General features: G+C 73.4%; 14 protein-coding genes and 2 pseudogenes. 9 read left to right on the plus strand and 7 right to left on the minus strand.

All coding sequences use genetic code 11. The features are described from left to right. The 4 genes and pseudogenes from ACWD6N_RS34955 to ACWD6N_RS34970 all read left to right on the plus strand — a co-directional run. Window positions 1–336: pseudogene (locus tag ACWD6N_RS34955) on the plus strand (SAM-dependent methyltransferase); the annotation flags it as partial. Continuing rightward, window positions 333–1505 carry an alkaline phosphatase family protein gene (locus tag ACWD6N_RS34960; protein WP_354965013.1) on the plus strand — a complete coding sequence of 391 codons (1173 nt, stop codon included), beginning with the start codon at window positions 333–335 and terminating at the stop codon, window positions 1503–1505. The pseudogene ACWD6N_RS34955 and the gene ACWD6N_RS34960, both read left to right, overlap by 4 nt. A gap of 62 nt (window positions 1506–1567) precedes the next feature. Further along, window positions 1568–2827, plus strand: a complete 1260-nt coding sequence (locus tag ACWD6N_RS34965; protein WP_354965012.1) for a DNA polymerase IV — start codon at window positions 1568–1570, stop codon at window positions 2825–2827. Between the two features lie 116 nt (window positions 2828–2943). Next, window positions 2944–3342 (plus strand): DUF3040 domain-containing protein, encoded by a 399-nt coding sequence (locus ACWD6N_RS34970; protein ID WP_074313058.1) that lies wholly within the window; start codon window positions 2944–2946, stop codon window positions 3340–3342. A 226-nt stretch (window positions 3343–3568) separates the two neighbouring features. On the opposite strand, the gene ACWD6N_RS34975 is transcribed toward ACWD6N_RS34970, so the two are convergent. The 3 genes from ACWD6N_RS34975 to ACWD6N_RS34985 are packed head-to-tail and all read right to left on the minus strand — an operon-like array spanning window position 3569 to window position 8406. After that, window positions 3569–6037 (minus strand): transglutaminase family protein, encoded by a 2469-nt coding sequence (locus ACWD6N_RS34975; protein WP_354965011.1) that lies wholly within the window; start codon window positions 6035–6037, stop codon window positions 3569–3571. Window positions 6038–6053: 16 nt separating this feature from the next. After that, window positions 6054–7352 carry a DUF58 domain-containing protein gene (locus ACWD6N_RS34980; protein WP_354965010.1) on the minus strand — a complete coding sequence of 433 codons (1299 nt, stop codon included), beginning with the start codon at window positions 7350–7352 and terminating at the stop codon, window positions 6054–6056. 1 nt (window position 7353) lies between these two features. Beyond that, window positions 7354–8406: an AAA family ATPase gene (locus ACWD6N_RS34985; RefSeq protein ID WP_354965009.1), complete on the minus strand. Its 1053-nt coding sequence runs from the start codon at window positions 8404–8406 to the stop codon at window positions 7354–7356. A 401-nt stretch (window positions 8407–8807) separates the two neighbouring features. On the opposite strand from ACWD6N_RS34985, the gene leuS reads away from it, so the two are divergent. Next, entirely contained in the window at window positions 8808–11648 is a 2841-nt protein-coding gene (gene leuS, locus ACWD6N_RS34990; protein ID WP_354965008.1) for a leucine--tRNA ligase, read from the plus strand. Between the two features lie 137 nt (window positions 11649–11785). Here leuS and ACWD6N_RS34995 read toward each other — a convergent pair whose 3' ends face one another. Genes ACWD6N_RS34995 through ACWD6N_RS35010 form a run of 4 tightly spaced genes read right to left on the minus strand, consistent with a single transcriptional unit; the run spans window position 11786 to window position 15207 of the window. Then, window positions 11786–12568: a phosphotransferase gene (locus tag ACWD6N_RS34995; protein ID WP_354965007.1), complete on the minus strand. Its 783-nt coding sequence runs from the start codon at window positions 12566–12568 to the stop codon at window positions 11786–11788. Continuing rightward, on the minus strand, window positions 12565–13254 hold the full coding sequence (locus tag ACWD6N_RS35000) for a TVP38/TMEM64 family protein (RefSeq protein WP_354965006.1): 690 nt from the start codon (window positions 13252–13254) through the stop codon (window positions 12565–12567). The genes ACWD6N_RS34995 and ACWD6N_RS35000 overlap by 4 nt, the downstream gene beginning before the upstream one ends. Beyond that, on the minus strand, window positions 13251–13970 hold the full coding sequence (locus ACWD6N_RS35005) for a type 1 glutamine amidotransferase (protein WP_354965005.1): 720 nt from the start codon (window positions 13968–13970) through the stop codon (window positions 13251–13253). Before ACWD6N_RS35005 ends, ACWD6N_RS35000 begins: the two co-directional genes overlap by 4 nt. After that, window positions 13960–15207: a MurT ligase domain-containing protein gene (locus ACWD6N_RS35010; RefSeq protein ID WP_354965125.1), complete on the minus strand. Its 1248-nt coding sequence runs from the start codon at window positions 15205–15207 to the stop codon at window positions 13960–13962. The genes ACWD6N_RS35005 and ACWD6N_RS35010 overlap by 11 nt, the downstream gene beginning before the upstream one ends. Window positions 15208–15562: 355 nt before the next feature. Here ACWD6N_RS35010 and mraZ point away from each other — a divergent pair, with 355 nt between their 5' ends. From mraZ to ACWD6N_RS35030, 4 genes and pseudogenes are all read left to right on the plus strand, one after another. Further along, window positions 15563–15994: a division/cell wall cluster transcriptional repressor MraZ gene (gene mraZ, locus ACWD6N_RS35015; RefSeq protein WP_074313044.1), complete on the plus strand. Its 432-nt coding sequence runs from the start codon at window positions 15563–15565 to the stop codon at window positions 15992–15994. A gap of 203 nt (window positions 15995–16197) precedes the next feature. Further along, a complete protein-coding gene (rsmH, locus tag ACWD6N_RS35020; RefSeq protein ID WP_450006310.1) occupies window positions 16198–17310 on the plus strand; it encodes a 16S rRNA (cytosine(1402)-N(4))-methyltransferase RsmH in 1113 nt (370 codons plus the stop codon). Continuing rightward, a complete protein-coding gene (locus tag ACWD6N_RS35025; protein WP_354965004.1) occupies window positions 17300–17908 on the plus strand; it encodes a hypothetical protein in 609 nt (202 codons plus the stop codon). Before rsmH ends, ACWD6N_RS35025 begins: the two co-directional genes overlap by 11 nt. 3 nt (window positions 17909–17911) lie before the next feature. Further along, a pseudogene (locus tag ACWD6N_RS35030) lies at window positions 17912–18331 on the plus strand (hypothetical protein); the annotation flags it as partial.

The following is an 18331-nucleotide window of genomic DNA, read 5'->3' on the forward strand; positions in this document are numbered from 1 at the left end:
CTGGTGGCCGGCCGGGCCGCCGCCGTGCTGGGCCGGGCGATGAACGGTCACCTGGACGTCGCGGCGGCGCTGGCCGCCGACCCGGCCGGCACCGCCGGACCACGGGACACGCTGCGCCGTCGCTACGACGCCTCGGGCGCCGCCGCGCTGCTCGGCGCCGCCGGGCTGGTGGTCGAGGAGATCCACGGGGTACGCGTGCTGGCCGACCTGCTGCCGGCCGCGGTGGCCGACGGGCAGTCGGCCGCGCTGGTGGAGCTGGAACGGGTGCTCGCCGCCCACCCCCCGTACCGGGATCTGGCCGCCCAGCTGCACCTGTTCGCCCGCCGGCCGGCATGACCGCCCTGCCGGGTGGGGCGCCGGCGCCGCTGGCCGTCCTCGATCCGGGTCACGGCGGGGGGCGCCTCGCTGACGTGCTGCCCAGCGCGCTGGCCGTGTTGGGCGTGCCCGGGTCGGCCGATCCGCTCGGGCTGGTCCCCGCGCTGGCCGGGGTACGCCGGGTCGCCGTGCTGCTGGTCGACGGGCTCGGCTGGTATCAGCTGCCGACCGTCGCCCCGTACGCGCCGATCCTCGCCGGGCTCGCCGCGACGGTGGGCCGGCCGCTCATCGCCGCTTTCCCGTCCACCACCCCGACCAGCCTGGCGACCCTCGGCACCGGCGTCGCCGCGGGCGCGCACGGGGTGCTCGGCTTCACCGTGCGGGTGCCCGGCACCGACCGGGTGCTGACCCACACCGACTGGGCCGCCGACCCGTCGCCGCTGCGCTGGCAGCCGGTGCCCACCCAGCTGGAACGCGCCCGCGCCGCGGGGGTGGCGGTGACCGTGGTGAGCCGGCCGGAGTTCGGCGGCAGCGGGTTGACCCTGGCCGCCAACCGGGGTGGCGACTTCCGGGGTGCAACCGGCGTGGACGCCGTGGCCGCCACCATGCTGGCCGCGCTGGCCGCCGGCCCCGGGCCCACCCTGGTCTCCGGCTACCACCCCGACCTCGATCGGCACGGCCACCTCGGCGGGGTCGACTCGGCGCCCTGGCGGATCGCCGCCAGCGAGGTGGACGCCCTGCTCACCCGGCTGGTCGACGGGCTGCCGCCGGACGCGGCGCTGCTGGTGACCGCCGACCACGGCCAGCTCAACGTGCCCATCACGCACCGCTTCGACCTGGACACCGATCCGCGGCTGCGCGCCGGTGTGCGGCTGGTGGCCGGCGAGGCCCGGGTGCGTTACCTGCATGTCGTACCGGGTGCGCTCGACGACGTGGTGGCCGCCTGGTCGGCGGTGCTCGGTGGCGCGGCGCGGGTCCGCACCCGGGACGAGGTGGTGGCCAGCGGCTGGTTCGGGCCGGTGCCCGAGGAGCACCTGGGTCGCATCGGTGATGTGGTGGTGAGCTGCAACGACACGTACGCGGTCCTGGCGACCCGCACCGAGCCGCCGATGGCGTCCCGGCTGGTGGCGTACCACGGGTCGGACACCGCCGCCGAGCTGACCGTGCCGCTGCTGGTGGTCTGCGGCTGAGCGACGGGTGGCACGCCCCGTCGGTCGCTGGTGATGTCGTACCCCCGGGTTAACCTGCCGGGATGGGCCGCAGCCAATCGTTGCCCCGGGGCGGCGATCCGCGCTTCGGGCCGGACGCCGACGACTCCGGCAGCCCGATCCTGCACGTCGACATGGATGCCTTCTTCGCCGCCGTCGAGGTGCGTCGCCGGCCCGAGTTGCGGGGCCGACCGGTGGTCGTCGGCGGCGTCGGGCCGCGCGGCGTGGTCAGCTCGGCCAGCTACGAGGCCCGCCGCTACGGCGTCCGTAGCGCGATGCCGACCAGCCAGGCCCGGGCCCGCTGCCCGAACGCGGTCTATCTGCCACCGGATTTCACCGCCTACACCCCCGCCTCCCGCGCCGTCATGCAGATCTTCCGGGACGTCACTCCGCTGGTCGAGCCGCTCTCCCTCGACGAGGCGTTCCTCGACGTGACCGGAGCCCGTCGGCTGTTCGGCTCCCCGGCCGCCATCGCCCGGCTGATCCGCCGCCGGGTCGCCGACGAGCAGGGGCTGACCTGCTCGGTCGGGGTGGCGCCGAGCAAGTTCGTCGCCAAGCTGGGTTCCACCCGGGCCAAGCCGGACGGCATGCTGGTCGTGCCCCCGGGGCAGGTGCTCGACTTTCTGCACCCCCTGCCGGTGGACGCGCTCTGGGGGGTGGGGGAGCGCGCCGCCGAGTCGCTGCGCCGGCTCGGCCTGTCCACCGTCGGCGACCTCGCCGAGGCCCCGGTGGGCATGCTCCGCCGGGCGGTCGGTGCGGCATCGGCGGCGCACCTGCACGAGCTGGCCTGGGGGCGGGACCCCCGCCGGGTCAGCCCTGAGCATGTCGACAAGTCGATCGGCGCCGAGGTGACCTTCGACGCCGACGTGGCCGACCCGGTGGAGATCCGCCGCGCCCTGCTCGCGCTCAGCGCGAAGGTCGGCGTCCGGTTGCGCGGCTCCGGGCAGGTGGGGCGCACCGTGACACTCAAGGTGCGGCTGGCCGACTTCCGCACCGTCAACCGCTCCCGCACCCTCGGCGTCCCCACCGACACCGCCCGCGAGATGTTCGACACGGTCTGGGCGCTCTACACCGCGCTGGACCCGGGCGAGCGGATCCGGCTCGTCGGTGTCCGGGTGGAGGGGCTCGCCCCGGCGCTGGGCGCGCCCCGCCAGCTCACCCTCGGCGCGCCCGAGCGTGGCTGGCGTGAGGCGGAAGCTGCCGCGGACGCCGCTGCTGCCCGATTCGGGCGGTCCGTCATAGGTCCGGCCAGTCTCCTGGGCGACCGTGACCCCCGTCGAAACGAAAATCCACCCCACCGGTAGGTCGTCCCGCTTTCCGACGCGCGACCCCCCTCGTAGACTTGCGGGTAAGCAGCCGGTTGGCTGCCACGGTCTGTCGGCCCGAGTGGGCCCGACCAACGTGACCGGGGAGGAGTGCCGTGCCGCTCTCGGAGCACGAGCAGCGGCTGTTCGAGCAGATCGAGCGGTCGCTTGCCGAGGACCCCAAATTCGCCTCGGCCGTGCGCGCCAGCGATCCGCGCTTCCACGCGCGGCGTCGCCTGCTCGTCGCTGCTGGCGTGATAATCGCTGGCTTGGCTCTACTGGTCTATGGCGCGGTGATCAAGACTCCACCGCTGGCGGTGGCGGGCTTTGTCGTCATGCTGGCCTCGGCCGCGTTCGCGGTGCAGTCGCACCGGCGGGCGCAGTCACCCGACCTGCACGTGGTGGGTGGCACGACCAGTCGTCGCCGTCCCCGCGGCGGCCGATCCGGTCGTCGGCCGTCGATCCTGGACCGCATGGAGGACAGGTGGCGGCAGCGCCCGGAGGGGCACCGCTGAGCCGGTCCCGCCGCTGAGGCGGGCCGTACGCCGCGACGAGCGGGTCGCCGGGATCAGTCCCGGCGACCGCTGACGTATCCGTGTGCCCATCGCACCGTAGGCGAAGCCGTGCGGCTTCCGGCGACCACCCGAAATCAAGTGACCATGAGGGCACCGCGGGGCGGAGAGCCCGGATGGCCCGGGACGACGGCCGATGGACCGCCACCCCGAGCCGGACGGACGTCGCTCAGCGGGCCGCCCGGTCGGCCAGCAGCCGACGCGGATTCCAGCGGAGCAGCCGGTACCGGGCCCGCCCGGTCAGCGCCACCATCCGGCCGGAGTTGTCCGCCAGGGCGGTCCGCCAGCGCAGCAGCACCGACGGCGGCAGCACGGTGGCGAGCAGTCGGGTCCGGCGGTTCGCCCGGGCGGCGAGCGCACCGCGGACCGCGCGCAGCGCCGGCACCAGCGGTTCACCGGTCAGCGGATCCCGCGCGTAACGGGCCCGCTCCTCAGCCCGGCCGAGCAGCCGCGCCGCGCCGACCGCCGCGGTGTCATCGCTGAAGGTCTCCCGGACCAGCCGGTCCGCGGTCGCCCGGGGTGTTTCGGTCCGGTCGACCCGGACCTGGAAGTCCACCAGCGTGTCGAGCAGCTCCGCCCAGGCGGCGTGCGCGTCCGCGCGAGCCCGGTTGGCATCCGGCCCGACCACCATCACACGCGTCCCGTCCACCGACGCGGTGTCGTTCGGAGCGGCGGTCATCGCAGCGTCCGCCGCCCGGCCACCCCGCCGTCGGCGCAGCGCCAGCCGGCGCAGTGCCGGCACCGCCAGCAGTGCCAGCAGGGCCAGCAGACCCGCCGTCCACCACGGCCACACCGGCGGCTGATCGGCCGGCGTCTCGCCGGCGACGGAGAGCCCCGAGTCGAGGTCCCGATCGGCGTTGTCCGGACCGGCCGGGCCGCCCGACGCGCCGGGGTCCGCCGTGGCGCCCGAGGTGCCGGGGTCTGGGCTGGATGGTTCTGGCGCGTCGATGTCCGGTGCCCAGGCCGACCGGGTCGAGCCCGGCACACCGTACGACGGCGTGGCGTCGAACGGCACCCAGCCGACCCCGTCGAAGTAGACCTCGGTCCAGGCGTGCAGGTTGAGGTTGGTCAGCGTGTAGGTGTCGCCGTCCCGCTTGCTGCCGTTGGTGAACCCGAACGCCACCCGGGCCGGGATGCCGGCGCTGCGCACCAGCCAGGCCATCGCCGCGGCGTACTGCTGGCAGTAGCCGACCTTGTTGGTCAGGAAGTTGACGATGTCCTCGCCGCTGCTGCCGCTCTCGGTGCTGAGCCGGTAGCTGAACCCGTTGTCCGCCGAGAAGTGCTGGTAGATCGCCAGCACCCGGTCGTAGTCGGTGCGCTTGCCCTGGACCAGGCCCTTGACCAGCTCCTCAACCTCGGGCACCGCCCCGGGAGTGGCGGTCAGCTGCCGGCGTACCGGATGGTCGGCCGGCAGCGGCTGTGCGGCCCGCAGCGCCGCCGGGGTGTACGTCGAGCGGATGTAGTCGAAGGAGTACTTCTTGCCCCGGGAGTTGTCCCGGTTGGAGAAGACGACCTGCTGGTTGGGGTCGTAGAGCCAGTTGCCGTTGAGGTCCTCGGTGCGCACCGGCTCGGCGTACACCGGCATCAGGGACATGCTCAGGCTTTTGGTGACCTCGACGGTCGCCTGGTAGCGGGCCTGCTGGACGCCCGGGCCAACCCGCTCGGTCGGGTCCGGCAGGTCCCGGTTGACCGGCCGGCCAATGGGGTTGCGCGCCTGGAACCCGTTCGTGCGCAGCTCGTCCGCGACGGCGTAGCGCAGGTAGAACGGACTCGGCTCGGACGTGGTCACCTTGACCAGGTCGGCCACCTCGGACTGGTTGAGCTGGCCGGCGAGCGAGGCGAACAGGTCGATCCGGCCCGATGAGCCCGCACCCGCGCGGCCGTTGCCGTTGCCCGTGCCGCCACCGAGCGTGTCGAGCAGCCCGCCCGTCATGCCCGGCACGGCCAGCGGCAGCGCCACGGCGATGGCCACCCCGACCACCGCGAGCCGGCGGCCGGCGGCGGCCAGGGGCGAGGCCTCCCACACGTCGACGTCGCGGCCGTCGCCGGTGAACCGGCGGCCGAACCGGCGGACCCGGTCGACGTTGTCGGTGACCAGCAGCCAGAGGTACCCGGCGGCGCCCACCACGAACGGCACCGGGGGGACGCTGTCGACGTAGACGGCGACCGGCACCGAGTAGATCGCGAGCATCGGCAGCCCGGCCAGGGCGGGCCGGCGCAGACCCACCGCCAGCACATCGACCAGTACGGCCACCCCGCCGACGCCGAGCACGGTGATGAACAGCAGGGGGTCGGTGTCCGGTACCTCCACGCCGTACGAGCGCATGTCCTGCATGGAGCCGGTGAACAGCTCGGCGAAGTACCCGAACGTGCCCGGCGTGGGCAGGAAGGTGAGCAGCTCCCCGCCGCTGGGGAACAGCCAGGTCAGGGCGAGCACCAGGGCGGCCAGCATGCCGAGGACCTGACCCCACAGCGGCGCCCGGACGAGCCGGGTCAGCGCGGCGACCCCGGCCACTATCGCGACCGCGATCGCGGACTGGACGAGCCACGTCCAGCTCTGGAAGATGGCCGACAGCGGGGCGGCGGCGAGAAGGGTGGCGGCGGCCGCCACCGGACCGATGTTCCGACTGGCGATCATGAGGGGAGCCTTCCGTTCATCGCACGCCGCCGGCGACCGTCTCGGCCAGCGCGGCGCGCAGGGCGAACCCCTGCGGGCCCCGGCCGGCCTGCGGCCAGAGCGCCGGCAGTCGGCTGCCGTGGTCGACGCCGACCACCCGCCAGCCGCTGTGCAGCATGGCGAGCGCGGCGGCGCCGTGCACGTGCTCCGCCTCGGCCCGGGCCTTCTCGGGCAGGCTGAGCCAGGTGGAGCTGTTCAGCAGGAAGCCGACGCAGGTGGCGCCGTTGCCCCGCAGCCCGGCCAGCAGCTCGGCCTCGGCCACGCTCACCGCGCCGAACAACCCGATGATCAGACCGCCGTCGGCGCGCTGCCGGACCCGCTGCACCAGGCCGGCCACCTCGGCCCGCTGGTCCAACCGGACCTCGGCGAGGTGGTCGAGCAGGGCACCGTCGCCACCGGCCTCCGAGGCGTCCACGTCGACCCCCGAGCCGGTGACCAGCCGCAGCTTGTAGCCGGCCTGCCGCAGGTGTACCGCGATGCTCGCGGCTGCGGAGACGGCCCACTCGAAGCTCGCCGTCGGCCCGTCGCCGCGGTGGCCGTACGCGCGGGTGTCCAGCACGACCGTGGCCCGGCTCTCCCAGGGCTGCTCCTCGCGGCGCACCATCAGCTCACCGGTGCGGGCGGTGGACTTCCAGTGCACCCGGCGCAGGTCGTCGCCGCGCCGGTACTCCCGGGTCGCCGCGTCGTCCTCGCCGTGCACCGCCACCGAGCGGGCCCGGCTGTCGCCGCTGCCGGCGTACTCACCGGGGAGCCGGACCGACGGCAGCGGAGTGACCTGCGGGATGACCGTCAGGTGGTCGGTGCTGGGGAACGCCCGGCTGAGCTCACAGAGACCGAACGGGTCGGTCATCCGGACCACCAGTGGGCCCACGTCGTAGCGGCCCCGCACGTCGGCCCGCACGGTGTACGCCACCGAGCTGGCCTGGTGCGCGCCCAACCGCTCCAGCACCACCCGGGGCCGGCTGCCCAGGGCGTACGGCAGCCGGTCCTCCAGCAGCAGGGTGCCGGTCGGCAGCCGGGAGAGGTTCTGCAGGCGCAGCACCACCCGGGAGTTGGCCCCGACCGGCACACGGTGCGGATCCAGCGATCGGTTGCAGGCCAGCTTGTAGCGGCTGCGCCCGACGTAGGCGGCGGCCAGCAGCGGCAGGATGCCCAGCAGCACGGCCACCCGGAGCAGATCCTTCTCGCCCAGGATGCCGGCCGAGATCGCCGCCGCGACCGCGGCGGCGAGGAACGAGCGCCCGCGGGTGGTCAGCCCGCGCAGCCCGGCACGCACGTCACGGCCTCCGCGGCTCGTAGGGCGCGCGACCGTTGCCGGTGGCGGGCCGGGTGTCGTAGGGGGAGCGCTGCCGGTCGTGTGGCAACGGCAGTCGGTGCACCAGCTCGGAGACGATCGCGTCGGTGGTGCGGCGGGCGAGCTGGGCGTCGGCGGTCGGGATGATCCGGTGCGCGAGCACCGGCACCGCGAGAGCCTGCAGATCGTCGGGGAGGACGTAGTCGCGCCCCTCGAGGGCGGCGACCGCCCGGGCGGTGCGCAGCAGCTGCAGGGTCGCCCGGGGGGAGGCGCCCAGACGCAGGTCGGGGGCTTCGCGGGTGGCGGTGACCAGGTTGATGGCGTACTGCTTTACCGCGTCCGCGACGTGCACCTTCCGGACCGTGGCGATGAGCTGCCGGACGATGTCCGCGTCGGAGACCGGACGCAGCTCGTTCAGTGGGTCCGTGGCGCCGTGCCCGTCCAGCATCGCCAGCTCGGCGCCGGCGTCCGGGTAGCCCATCGCGATCCGGGCGGTGAACCGGTCGCGCTGCGCCTCGGGCAACGGGTAGGTGCCCTCCATCTCGATCGGGTTCTGGGTGGCGATGACCATGAACGGGGTCTGCAGCTGGTATGTCACCCCGTCGACCGTGACCTGCCGCTCTTCCATGCACTCCAGCAGCGCCGACTGGGTCTTCGGCGAGGCCCGGTTGATCTCGTCGCCGACGACCAGGTTGGCGAAGACGGCACCGGGGCGGAACTCGAAGTCGTGCGTCTCCTGGTTGTAGACGCTGACGCCGGTGACATCGCTCGGCAGCAGGTCGGGGGTGAACTGGATCCGCCGCACCGTGCAGTCGATGGACCGCGCGAGGGCCTTGGCCAGCTTGGTCTTGCCGACGCCGGGGACGTCTTCGATGAGGAGGTGGCCCTCGGCGAGCAGGACGGCCAGGGCCAGCCGCACGGTGGCGGTCTTACCCTCGATGACCTGCTCGATGTTGGCCACGATGGCCTCGCTGGCGGCGCGGAACTCGTCGTGCGGCAGCAAGCCGCCCACCTCGTCCCAGGTCTGTTGTGTCACGGGCCTCCTCCTCGTCGCCGTCACTGCAGCTCTGTATAGAGCACCTGGACCCGCCGTTGGGTTCGCGACGTCGAGCCTCGTTTGCCGCAGAAATCTCACTGGCCTCTCAGGCTAACCATGTTTGTCGTTAACGCCGACCCCCGCAGGTAGTCCGTCGGTTACGCACCGATATTCGCCAACTCGGGCGATCGGACCCGGCTCGTCCCGGGCCACGCCAGCCAGGCCCGGCGGCGAGGTACACTGCCGGGCATGGCCGGAGCTTTCCTGCTTCTTACCGGGCCGTGCTGATGCGCTGAACGCGCGACAGCACGGCGGCCCCTCCTGCGCGAGGGGCTTTTTTGTGCCCGTCGCCGGCCGGCCCGGTGGCGCCGAGACGAAGCGAAGCTGAGCGAGGAGAGACCATGAGTGAGGCAGCCGCACCGGCGGGCGACATCCCCCCGTTCCGGTACACCGCGGCCCTGGCCGACGAGATCGAAAACCGTTGGCAGGACATCTGGGCGCGCGAGGGCACGTTCCACGCCCCGAACCCGACCGGCCCGCTGGCCGACCCGGACCACCCCCGGGCCGGTGCGGAGAAGCTGTACGTGCTGGACATGTTCCCCTACCCCTCCGGCGCCGGCCTGCACGTCGGCCACCCGCTGGGCTACATCGGCACCGACTGCTTCGCCCGCTACCAGCGGATGGCCGGGCGCAACGTGCTGCACGCGATGGGCTTCGACGCGTTCGGCCTGCCCGCTGAGCAGTACGCGGTGCAGACCGGCACGCATCCGCGGACCACCACGGTGGCGAACATCGAGCGGTACAAGGCGCAGCTGCGCCGGCTGGGGCTGGCGCATGACGAGCGTCGCTCGGTGGCCACCATCGACACCGACTTCTACCGCTGGACCCAGTGGATCTTCCTGCAGATCTTCAACTCCTGGTACGACCGGGACGCCGGGCGGGCGCGGCCGATCGCCGAGCTGATCGCCGAGTTCGAGGGCGGTAACCGGCCGACTCCGGACGGCCGGGCCTGGGCCGAGCTGAGCATCGCCGAGCGCCGGCAGGTCGTCGACGACCACCGGCTGGCGTACGTCTCGCAGGCCCCGGTGAACTGGTGCCCGGGGCTGGGCACCGTGCTGGCGAACGAGGAGGTCACCGCCGACGGCCGCTCCGAGCGGGGCAACTTCCCGGTCTTCAAGCGCAACCTGAAGCAGTGGATGATGCGGATCACCGCGTACGGTGACCGGCTGCTGGACGACCTGGGCAGCCTGGACTGGCCCGAGGCGATCAAGCACTCGCAGCGCAACTGGATCGGCCGCTCCACCGGCGCGCACATCGACTTCCCGACCGCCGGCGCGCCCGTGCGCGTGTTCACGACCCGGCCGGACACCATCTTCGGCGCCACCTACATGGTGCTGGCGCCCGAGCATGAACTGGTCGACACGCTGGTGCCGACCGCCTGGCCGGAGGGGACGCGGGACGCCTGGACCGGCGGGCACGCCAGCCCGCGTGCGGCCGTCGAGGCGTACCGCAAGGCGGCGGCGGCCAAGACGGACATCGAGCGGCAGGCCGACACCAAGGAGAAGACCGGCGTCTTCATCGGGGCGTACGCCACCAACCCGGTCACCGACGGGCAGATCCCGATCTTCATCGCCGACTACGTGCTGGTCGGCTACGGCACCGGCGCGATCATGGCGGTGCCCGCACAGGACCAGCGGGACTGGGCGTTCGCCGAGGTCTTCGAGCTGCCCATCGTGCGGACCGTGCAGCCGTCGGAGGGCTTCGACGGTAAGGCGTACACCGGGGACGGTCCGGCGATCAACAGCGCGGCGCCCGAGCGCGGCCTGGACCTGGACGGCCTGGGGGTCGCCGACGCCAAGTCGACGATCATCGCCTGGCTGGAGGCGAACGGGCACGGGGCCGGCGCGGTGACCTACCGGCTGCGCGACTGGCTGTTCTCCCGGCAGCGCTACTGGGGTGAGCCCTTCCCGATCGTCTACGACGAGACCGGCGCGGCGATCGCCCTGCCGGACGAGATGCTGCCGGTCGAGCTGCCGGAGGTGGACGACTTCTCGCCGAAGACGTTCGACCCGAACGACGCCGACTCGAACCCGGAGACGCCGCTGTCGCGTCGCCGCGACTGGGTCGAGGTGGAGCTGGACCTGGGTGACGGGCCGAAGCGCTACACCCGGGAGACCAACGTGATGCCGCAGTGGGCCGGCTCCTGCTGGTACGAGCTGCGCTACCTGGACCCGACCAACAGCGAGCGGTTCGTCGGCGCCGAGAACGAGCGGTACTGGATGGGCTCGCGCGGCGAGGGCGACTGCGGGGGGACCGACCTGTACGTCGGCGGCGCCGAGCACGCCGTGCTGCACCTGCTGTACGCGCGGTTCTGGCACAAGGTGCTGTTCGACCTGGGGCACGTGTCGTCGTTCGAGCCGTTCCGCAAGCTGTTCAACCAGGGCATGATCCAGGCGTACGCGTACACCGACTCGCGCGGCAGCTACGTGCAGGCCGAGGAGGTCATCGAGCGCGACGGCGCCTACTACCTGGACGACGTGGTGGTCAACCGCGAGTACGGCAAGATGGGCAAGTCGCTGAAGAACGTGGTGACCCCCGACGACATGTGCGCCGCGTACGGCGCCGACACGTTCCGGGTGTACGAGATGTCGATGGGCCCGCTGGAGGTGTCCCGCCCGTGGGAGACCCGGGCGGTGGTCGGGTCGTACCGGTTCCTGCAGCGGGTCTGGCGGGCGGTGATCGACGAGGAGACCGGTGCGCTGCGGGTCACCGACGAGCCGGCCGACGAGGCGACCCGCCGGCTGCTGCACAAGGTGATCCACGGGGTCCGCGGCGACATGGACGGCATCCGGTTCAACACCGCGATCGCGAAGCTGATCGAGCTGACCAACGGGCTGACCCGGCTGTCGGCGACGCCGCGCGAGGTGGCCGAGCCGCTGGTGCTGATGGTGGCGCCGTTCGCCCCGCACGTCGCCGAGGAGCTGTGGCGTCGGCTGGGCCACGACACGTCGCTGACGTATGTGGACTTCCCGACGGCCGACCCGGCGCTGCTGGTGGTGGACACGGTCACCTATCCGGTGCAGATCAACGGCAAGGTGCGTGGCCGTATCGAGGTTCCGGCCGACTCGTCCGAGGAGACCGTCCGCGCGGCCGCGCTGGAGGCGGTGGCCGCCGCCCTGGCCGGTAAGGAACCTCGCAAGGTCATCGTCGTCCCGGGCCGGGTGGTCTCGGTCGTCGCCTGACACTGTGACGAGCGTTATGACTCAGAGGTATAAATATGCCTCTGAGTCATAACGCTCTCCGGCGCGCACGCGCCGCCGGGCGCGGCACGCCGCCTCCGCGGGCGCGGCAGGCCGGTTATTCGACGTGCGGCACCGCCTCAGGCGGTCAACGCCGTGACCACGGCGGGGCGGTGGGTGAGCAGCCAGTCCTGCCAGCGGCGTACCCCCTCGACCGCGCCCAGGTCGCGCAGTCGGCGCATGGCCGGCTCGTCGCGGTCGGCGCCGGCGTCGATGGTCCGCCAGGTGCTCTCGATCTGGTCGAGCATCAGGCCCACCAGCTCGTGGCGAGGCAGTGCCGGACGGACGGGCGCGCCGCACGCCGCGTCGTAGGCGTCGCAGAGCACGCGGCACCGCCGGCCCAGCTCGGTCGGATCGGCGCCCTCGCCCAACGCCGCCCAGTGCCAGCCGGCGAACGCCACGTCCTCGATCCTTCGGCCCGGCCGGGCCAGGTCCCAGTCGAGGAAGGTCACCGGCAGCGGTCCGGCCGGGGAGTCCCGGTACACCGTGTTCTTCGGGGACAGGTCGCGGTGGCACACCGTCTCGGCGTCGCCGGCCAGCGCGGTGCCCGCACACGCGTCGTGCAGCCGCCGGATCAGCTCGGCCAGCCGCACCAGCGCCGGGTCGGCGAAGAAGGTGGGATCCTCCCGGTCCCGCCACGGCACCCGACCCGCGACGTAGCTGAGGATCTGCCGGCCGTGGGCGTCGACGCCCAGGTAGTGGGGCGCGAGGTCCGCGTCCACCCCGGCCAGGTGGCGCAGCAGCGCGCCGACGAAGTCCAGGTTGGCCGGCGGCGTACGCCGTACCGTGTCACCGACCCGGACCACCTCGGCCACGAAGCCGCCCGCGAGCCGCTGCTCGCCGGGCCCGTCGGTCCGGCTCACGGTCGGCTCACCACCGGCCGGCGCCGCCGCTCGGCGCGCCACCACCGGGAGATCAGCACCACGCTGGCGATCAGGCCGAGGCTGGCCGGGGCGGCGGCGTACCAGTTGATGTGGCCGGGGGAGCTGACCGCCGCGCCGATCGCGGCGTAACCGAAGGCGGTCGGGGCGGAGGCGATCACGCTGCCGGCCAGGAACGGCAGCATCCGGGCTCCGGTGGTGCCGTAGCCGTAACTGACCAGCCCGAAGCCGGCGATCGGCAGCAGCCGGACGGTGATCACGCCGAGCACGCTCTGTCGGGCGAACCAGCCGTCGAGGCGGGCCAGCCGGCCGCGGACCCGCTCGGCGACGAACTCCCGGCCGAGCAGCCGACCGACCGTGAACCCGACCGCCGCCGCCACCAGCGCGGCGCCCAGGGCGTACGCGGCGCCCTCCAGCGGACCGAAGATGGCGCCGGCGGCGAGCGTGATGAACGTCCGGGGGACCAACGCGACCAGCAGCAGCGCGCCGCCGAGGACCGCCGCCACCGGGGCGAGGTCGCCGAGCCGGTCAGCCAGCTGCGGCAGCCGCGCCGGATCCGGCCGGGGCGCCAGGAGCAACAGCAGCGCGCAGACGCCGATCAGCAGCACGAGCAGGGCGAACCGGACGGCCGACGGCTGCCGGAGCAGCCGCCGGACGGCCCGGATCATGCCCGGGCGGCGGCCACTGCGGCGCGGCGCTCGTTCCGGAGCCGGTCCGACCAGGTGTCGTCCAGCGGCGGGAGCTGGTGCGCGCCGGTGGCCCAGCGCAGCAGCAGGTCGGCCAGGGCCGGGTTGCGGGCCAGTGCGGGCCCGTGCGAATACGTGCCGAGCAGCTTGCCGCGCCAGGCGCCCTCGGTGCTGCCGTCGTTGCCGACCCCGGCGGTCACCCGGGCCAGCGGCGCGACCTCCGGGCCGAGGTGGGTGCGGCCGCCGTGGTTCTCGAAGCCGGTCAGCGCGGGCAGGCCCAGCCGCGGATCGATCTCGCCGGCCAGCTCGCCGACGGCCCGGCTCGGGCCCCGGTCGGACTGCAGGTCGAGCAGCTCAAGGCCGCGGCACTGCACACCCTTGGCGAAGAACGACATGCCGAGCAGCTGGTAGCCGGCGCAGACGCCGAACACCACCGAGCCCTGGGCGACCGCCCGGTGCAGACCGCCGTCGGCGATCAGCCGCTGCGCGCCCAGCGCCTGCGGACCGTCCTCGCCGCCGCCGACCAGGTAGATGTCGGCGGTCGCGGGCAGCCGCTGGTCGGAGCGGACCTCCATGACCTCGACCGGCATGCCGCGCTGGCGCGCCCGTTGGGCGAGGATCAGGGCGTTGCCCCGGTCGCCGTAGGTGGAGAGCAGGTCGGGGTAGATCCAGACGATGCGCAGGCTCTCAGTTGACACGGTCCAACTCCGCTCGGATGTCCTGGAACGCGGTGTAGTTCGCGATGACCTCCAGCCGCCCGGGCGGGACCGACCGGATCGCGTCGTCGAAGGTGCGCACGTGCTGGAACGGCACGTCGTTGACGTTCAGCCGGACCGCCAGGTCGTACGCCCGGTCGCCGGTGATCAGCACCTGCCGGCCGCGCAGCGGGGCGAAGTCGACGTCGAAGAGCCAGGAGGTGTCCAGCCCGTCGGGGTCGCGCGCGTTGATGGAGAGCAGGGTGGGCGCCTCGTCGGCCATGTCGAAGGCCTCCAGCCAGCTGGCCGGGTTCTTGGCCAGCAGCAGCCGGATGTTGCGCCCGTCCTTGTCCACCTGCGCGTAGCGGCCGGCGACCGACGTGACGATGCCGAGTCGGGACACCGCGTCGACCGGGCGGACGCCGAACTCGGCGGCCACGGCCAGCGCGGTCGCCGCGTTGCCGAGGTTGACCTTGCCGGGCAGTTGGAGGGAGACCTTGTGCCAGGCGCCGGTGGGGTCGAGCACGCCCTCGTCCTCGACGACCCACTGCGGCTCCGGCCGGCGCAGTGCGCAGCCGGTGCACCACCACTGGTCGCCGGAGCGCTGGATGGTGGAGCCGCACTCGGGGCAGACCCAGGAGTCGTCGTGCCAGCGCTGGCCGGCGCTGAACCAGGTCACGTGCGGCGGGTTGATGCCGCGGGCGGGGTCGGCCGGCGGGGTGGCGGCCCAGACGACCATCGGGTCGTCGGCGTTGGCCACCACCCGCACGTCGGTGTGCCGGACCAGCGCCGCGCGCCAGAGCTGCGCCATCATGGCGACCTCCTTGGCCCGGTCGAGCTGGTCGCGGGAGAGGTTCAGCAGCGCGACCACGTGCGGCTCGGTCGCCTCCAGCACCTGGGCGAGGTAGTGCTCGTCGACCTCCAGCACCGCGTACGGGGTGCTGCCGGCCTTGGCGAGCGCCGAGGTGTGCCCGCTGGGCATGTTGGCGCCGAACGAGTTGGTGGCGACCCGGCCGAGCACGCCGACCGCGGCGGCGGCCAGCCGGGTGGTGGTGGTCTTGCCGTTGGTGCCGGAAACGAGCGCGATCGCGCGCCCGGCCGACAGGTGGGCCAGCAGGTCCGGGTCGATCTTCAGCCCGATCCACCCGCCGATCACCGAACCGTCGCCACGGCCGGCCGCCCGGGAGAGCGCCGCGGCGGTCCGTGACACGGAGCTGGCCACCTTGGCCCGTAGGGGCATTTTCGCGTCCGTCACGCGAGCGAGGTTACCGGACCACCCACCCCACCAGATCGCCGCCGACGGCGAACCGTTCGGTTGTGGTGCGGACTCGGGTGGCCGAGTCGGCTTCCACCGGACGGAGTCGATCAATGTCGGAAAGCGGACCACGCCGGGCGGCGGTCCGGGCCCTCCACTCCGCCCCACCCCCTGTGACGTGCGGTTTTGCCCACGGATAGGGCGCGCCACGCGGTCGATTCTGGTTGCAGGTGGAGGGAAGTGGAGTAGAGTGGGGCCCAATGGTGAGGCCGGGAGGGCTCACCGGCCCGGGGGGTCAGCGGCGCCGCGAACGCCGCTTAAGGGCGAGGGGGTAGGGCCGGTGTTTCTCGGCACCCACACTCCGCGCCTGGACGACAAAGGCCGGTTGATCCTTCCGGCCAAGTTCCGGGACGAGCTGGCGGGGGGTGTCGTGATCACCAAAGGGCAGGAGCGCTGCCTCTACGTCTTTCCGACGCCCGAGTTCCAGCGGATCGCGGAGCAGTTGCGCGCGCAACCGATGACGCACAAGGCGGCCCGGGCCTACAGCCGGGTCTTCTTCGCCAGCGCGCACGACGAGGTGCCGGACAAGCAGGGCCGGGTCACGATCCCAGCCCACCTGCGGGCGTACGCCGCACTCGACCGCGACCTGGTCGTGATCGGCGCGAGCACGCGGGTGGAGATCTGGGACCGGGTCGCCTGGGAGACCTACCTCGCCGAGAGTGAAGACGACTTCGCCGACATCGAGGAGGGGGTGCTGCCCGGCGGTCTGTAGGGCGGGACGGCGCCCGACGTACTGCGAGATCTCCAGCCGCTTTCGAGTTCCTGGCATCCCTTCCCCGGTGCCAGGCGCACGATCCAGTCATCGGGCCGAGCCCGGTGCCCGGCGGGAGCGGATGGGGATCTGGCGGTACGACGGCGGCGCCGTCCGACGGCAGGCGCATGAACGAACGGACGTTTCAACCAGTGGGGGTCATCATGGGGGAGCTGCGCGGCACGCACGTGCCGGTGCTGCTCGAGCGGTGTCTCGAGCTGCTGGCCCCCGCGCTGGGTCGGGGCGGCCGGACGGTGCACGTCGACGCGACGCTCGGCCTGGCCGGGCATGCGGAGGCGGTGCTGGAGGCGCACCCGGAGACGGTCCTGATCGGGCTCGACCGGGACACCGAGGCGCTCGCCCACGCACGGGTCCGGCTGGCCCGTTTCGCCGACCGGGTGCACCTGGAGCACGCCGTCTACGACGAGCTGCCCGAGGTGCTGGACCGGCTGGGCTATCCGGGCATCGACGGGATCCTGTTCGACCTGGGTGTCTCGTCGCTGCAACTAGACGCGCCCGACCGCGGGTTCGCGTACGCCCAGGACGCTCCGCTGGACATGCGGATGGACCAGACCCGGGGGGTGACCGCCGAGGAGGTGGTCAACACCTACGGCCATCCGGACCTGGCCCGGGTGCTGCGGGTCTACGGCGAGGAGAAGTTCGCCGGCCGGATCGCCTCGGCGATCATCCGGGAGCGGGAACGCGCCCGGATCACCTCGTCCGCGCGGTTGGCGGAGCTGGTCAGGGACTCCATTCCGGCACCAGCCCGACGAACGGGCGGACACCCGGCAAAGAGAACGTTTCAGGCTTTGCGGATCGAGGTAAACAAGGAGCTGGCAGCGCTGGAGTCAGCGCTGCCGTCCGCGCTCGACGCACTGACCGTGGGCGGTCGCATGGTGGTCCTGTCCTACCACTCGCTGGAGGACCGGCTCACCAAGGTGGCGCTCGCGGACCGGGTCCGCAGTAAGGGCCCGATCGACCTCCCGGTCGAACTGCCCGGGTCCGGTCCGACGTTCCGGCTGCTCAGCCGGGGCGCCGAACTGCCCGGGGAGGCGGAGGTCGCCGCGAACCCGCGAGCCGCCTCGGTGCGGTTGCGGGCCGCGGAGCGACTCGACCCGAACGCGACACAGCAGGGGCGGACCGACCGCGAACGGTCCCGCCGACGGGTGAAGGCGATGCACGAACCGGGGACGGGGTCCGCGGGATCCGTGGGGGATCCAGGGACGCCGGGGGACGACAGAGGGACGGATGTAGAGGGGGAGGGACATGAACATTGACAAGCGCGAGCGTCGGGACGTCACCGGCGCCGGGCAGCGCACACCGCGGTCGGGGGGCCGGACCGCGGCGGAGCGGGCGCCGCGCGGGGGCAACGGTACGCCACGCATCGATCGAGTGAACCGGCAGGGGGAGGCTCGCGCCCGGGGGGCGCGCGAGTTCCCGACCCAGGGCACCGCCGCGCTGCGCCCGGCCGCGAAGGCCGGCGTAGCCGCCACCGCCCGCCCGCCCCGGCTGCGGGTGGCGCCACCGCCTCCGGTGTCGGTGCCGCGCGCGCCGTTCGCGGCGCTGATCGTGGTCCTGGTGGTCGGCGGGGTGCTGGGCATCCTGGCGGTCAACACCAAGATCAACGAGAATGCGTTCCGGCTGGAGAAGCTGCAGGAGCAGCAGGCCCGGCTGGACCTGGAGAAGCAGCAGCTGGACAAGCAGATCGCCGAGGCCAAGGCGCCGGGCAACCTGACTGCCCAGGCGCGACGGCTGGGCCTGGTGGACGCCGGCGAGCCGGCGTACATCCGGCTGCCGGACGGCCGGACCATCGGCGTACCGAAGCCGGCGACCGGCGAGCCGTCGGTGACCAGCCAGCAGGGCTCTGGAGGCTGACCCGTGCCACCGAGGTCGGACGAGCCGCGCCGGGATCCCAAGGGGTCCCGGCGCGGCTCTTCACCTGACGCCGGCCCCAGGGACGGGGAGCCGCGCGCCAGCGAGCCGGGCATGGGGGGCATCTCCGGCGCCCGGGCGTACACCCCGAGGGGTCGGACCATCCGCGAGGAGCGCGGCACGCCGCCGCGCAGCGGGGGCGCCGAGCAGCGGCGTACGCCGCGCAGCACCCGGTCCGGCGACCCGTTCCGGCCGGCGTTGCAGGTGCTCGACGGAGGCCGGGCCGCCGCCCGTTCCGGCCGGCGGGACGCCCCGGCAGCGGGACGCGGCGGGGTCGTGCGCACCGTCGCGCCCCGTACCCCCCGTGGCCCGGCCGGCGACGTACATCTTGAACTGGCTGAGCAGCTGCGCCTCGGTCAGCTCGCT

This window comes from Micromonospora sp. NPDC005163 (genome assembly GCF_053599835.1).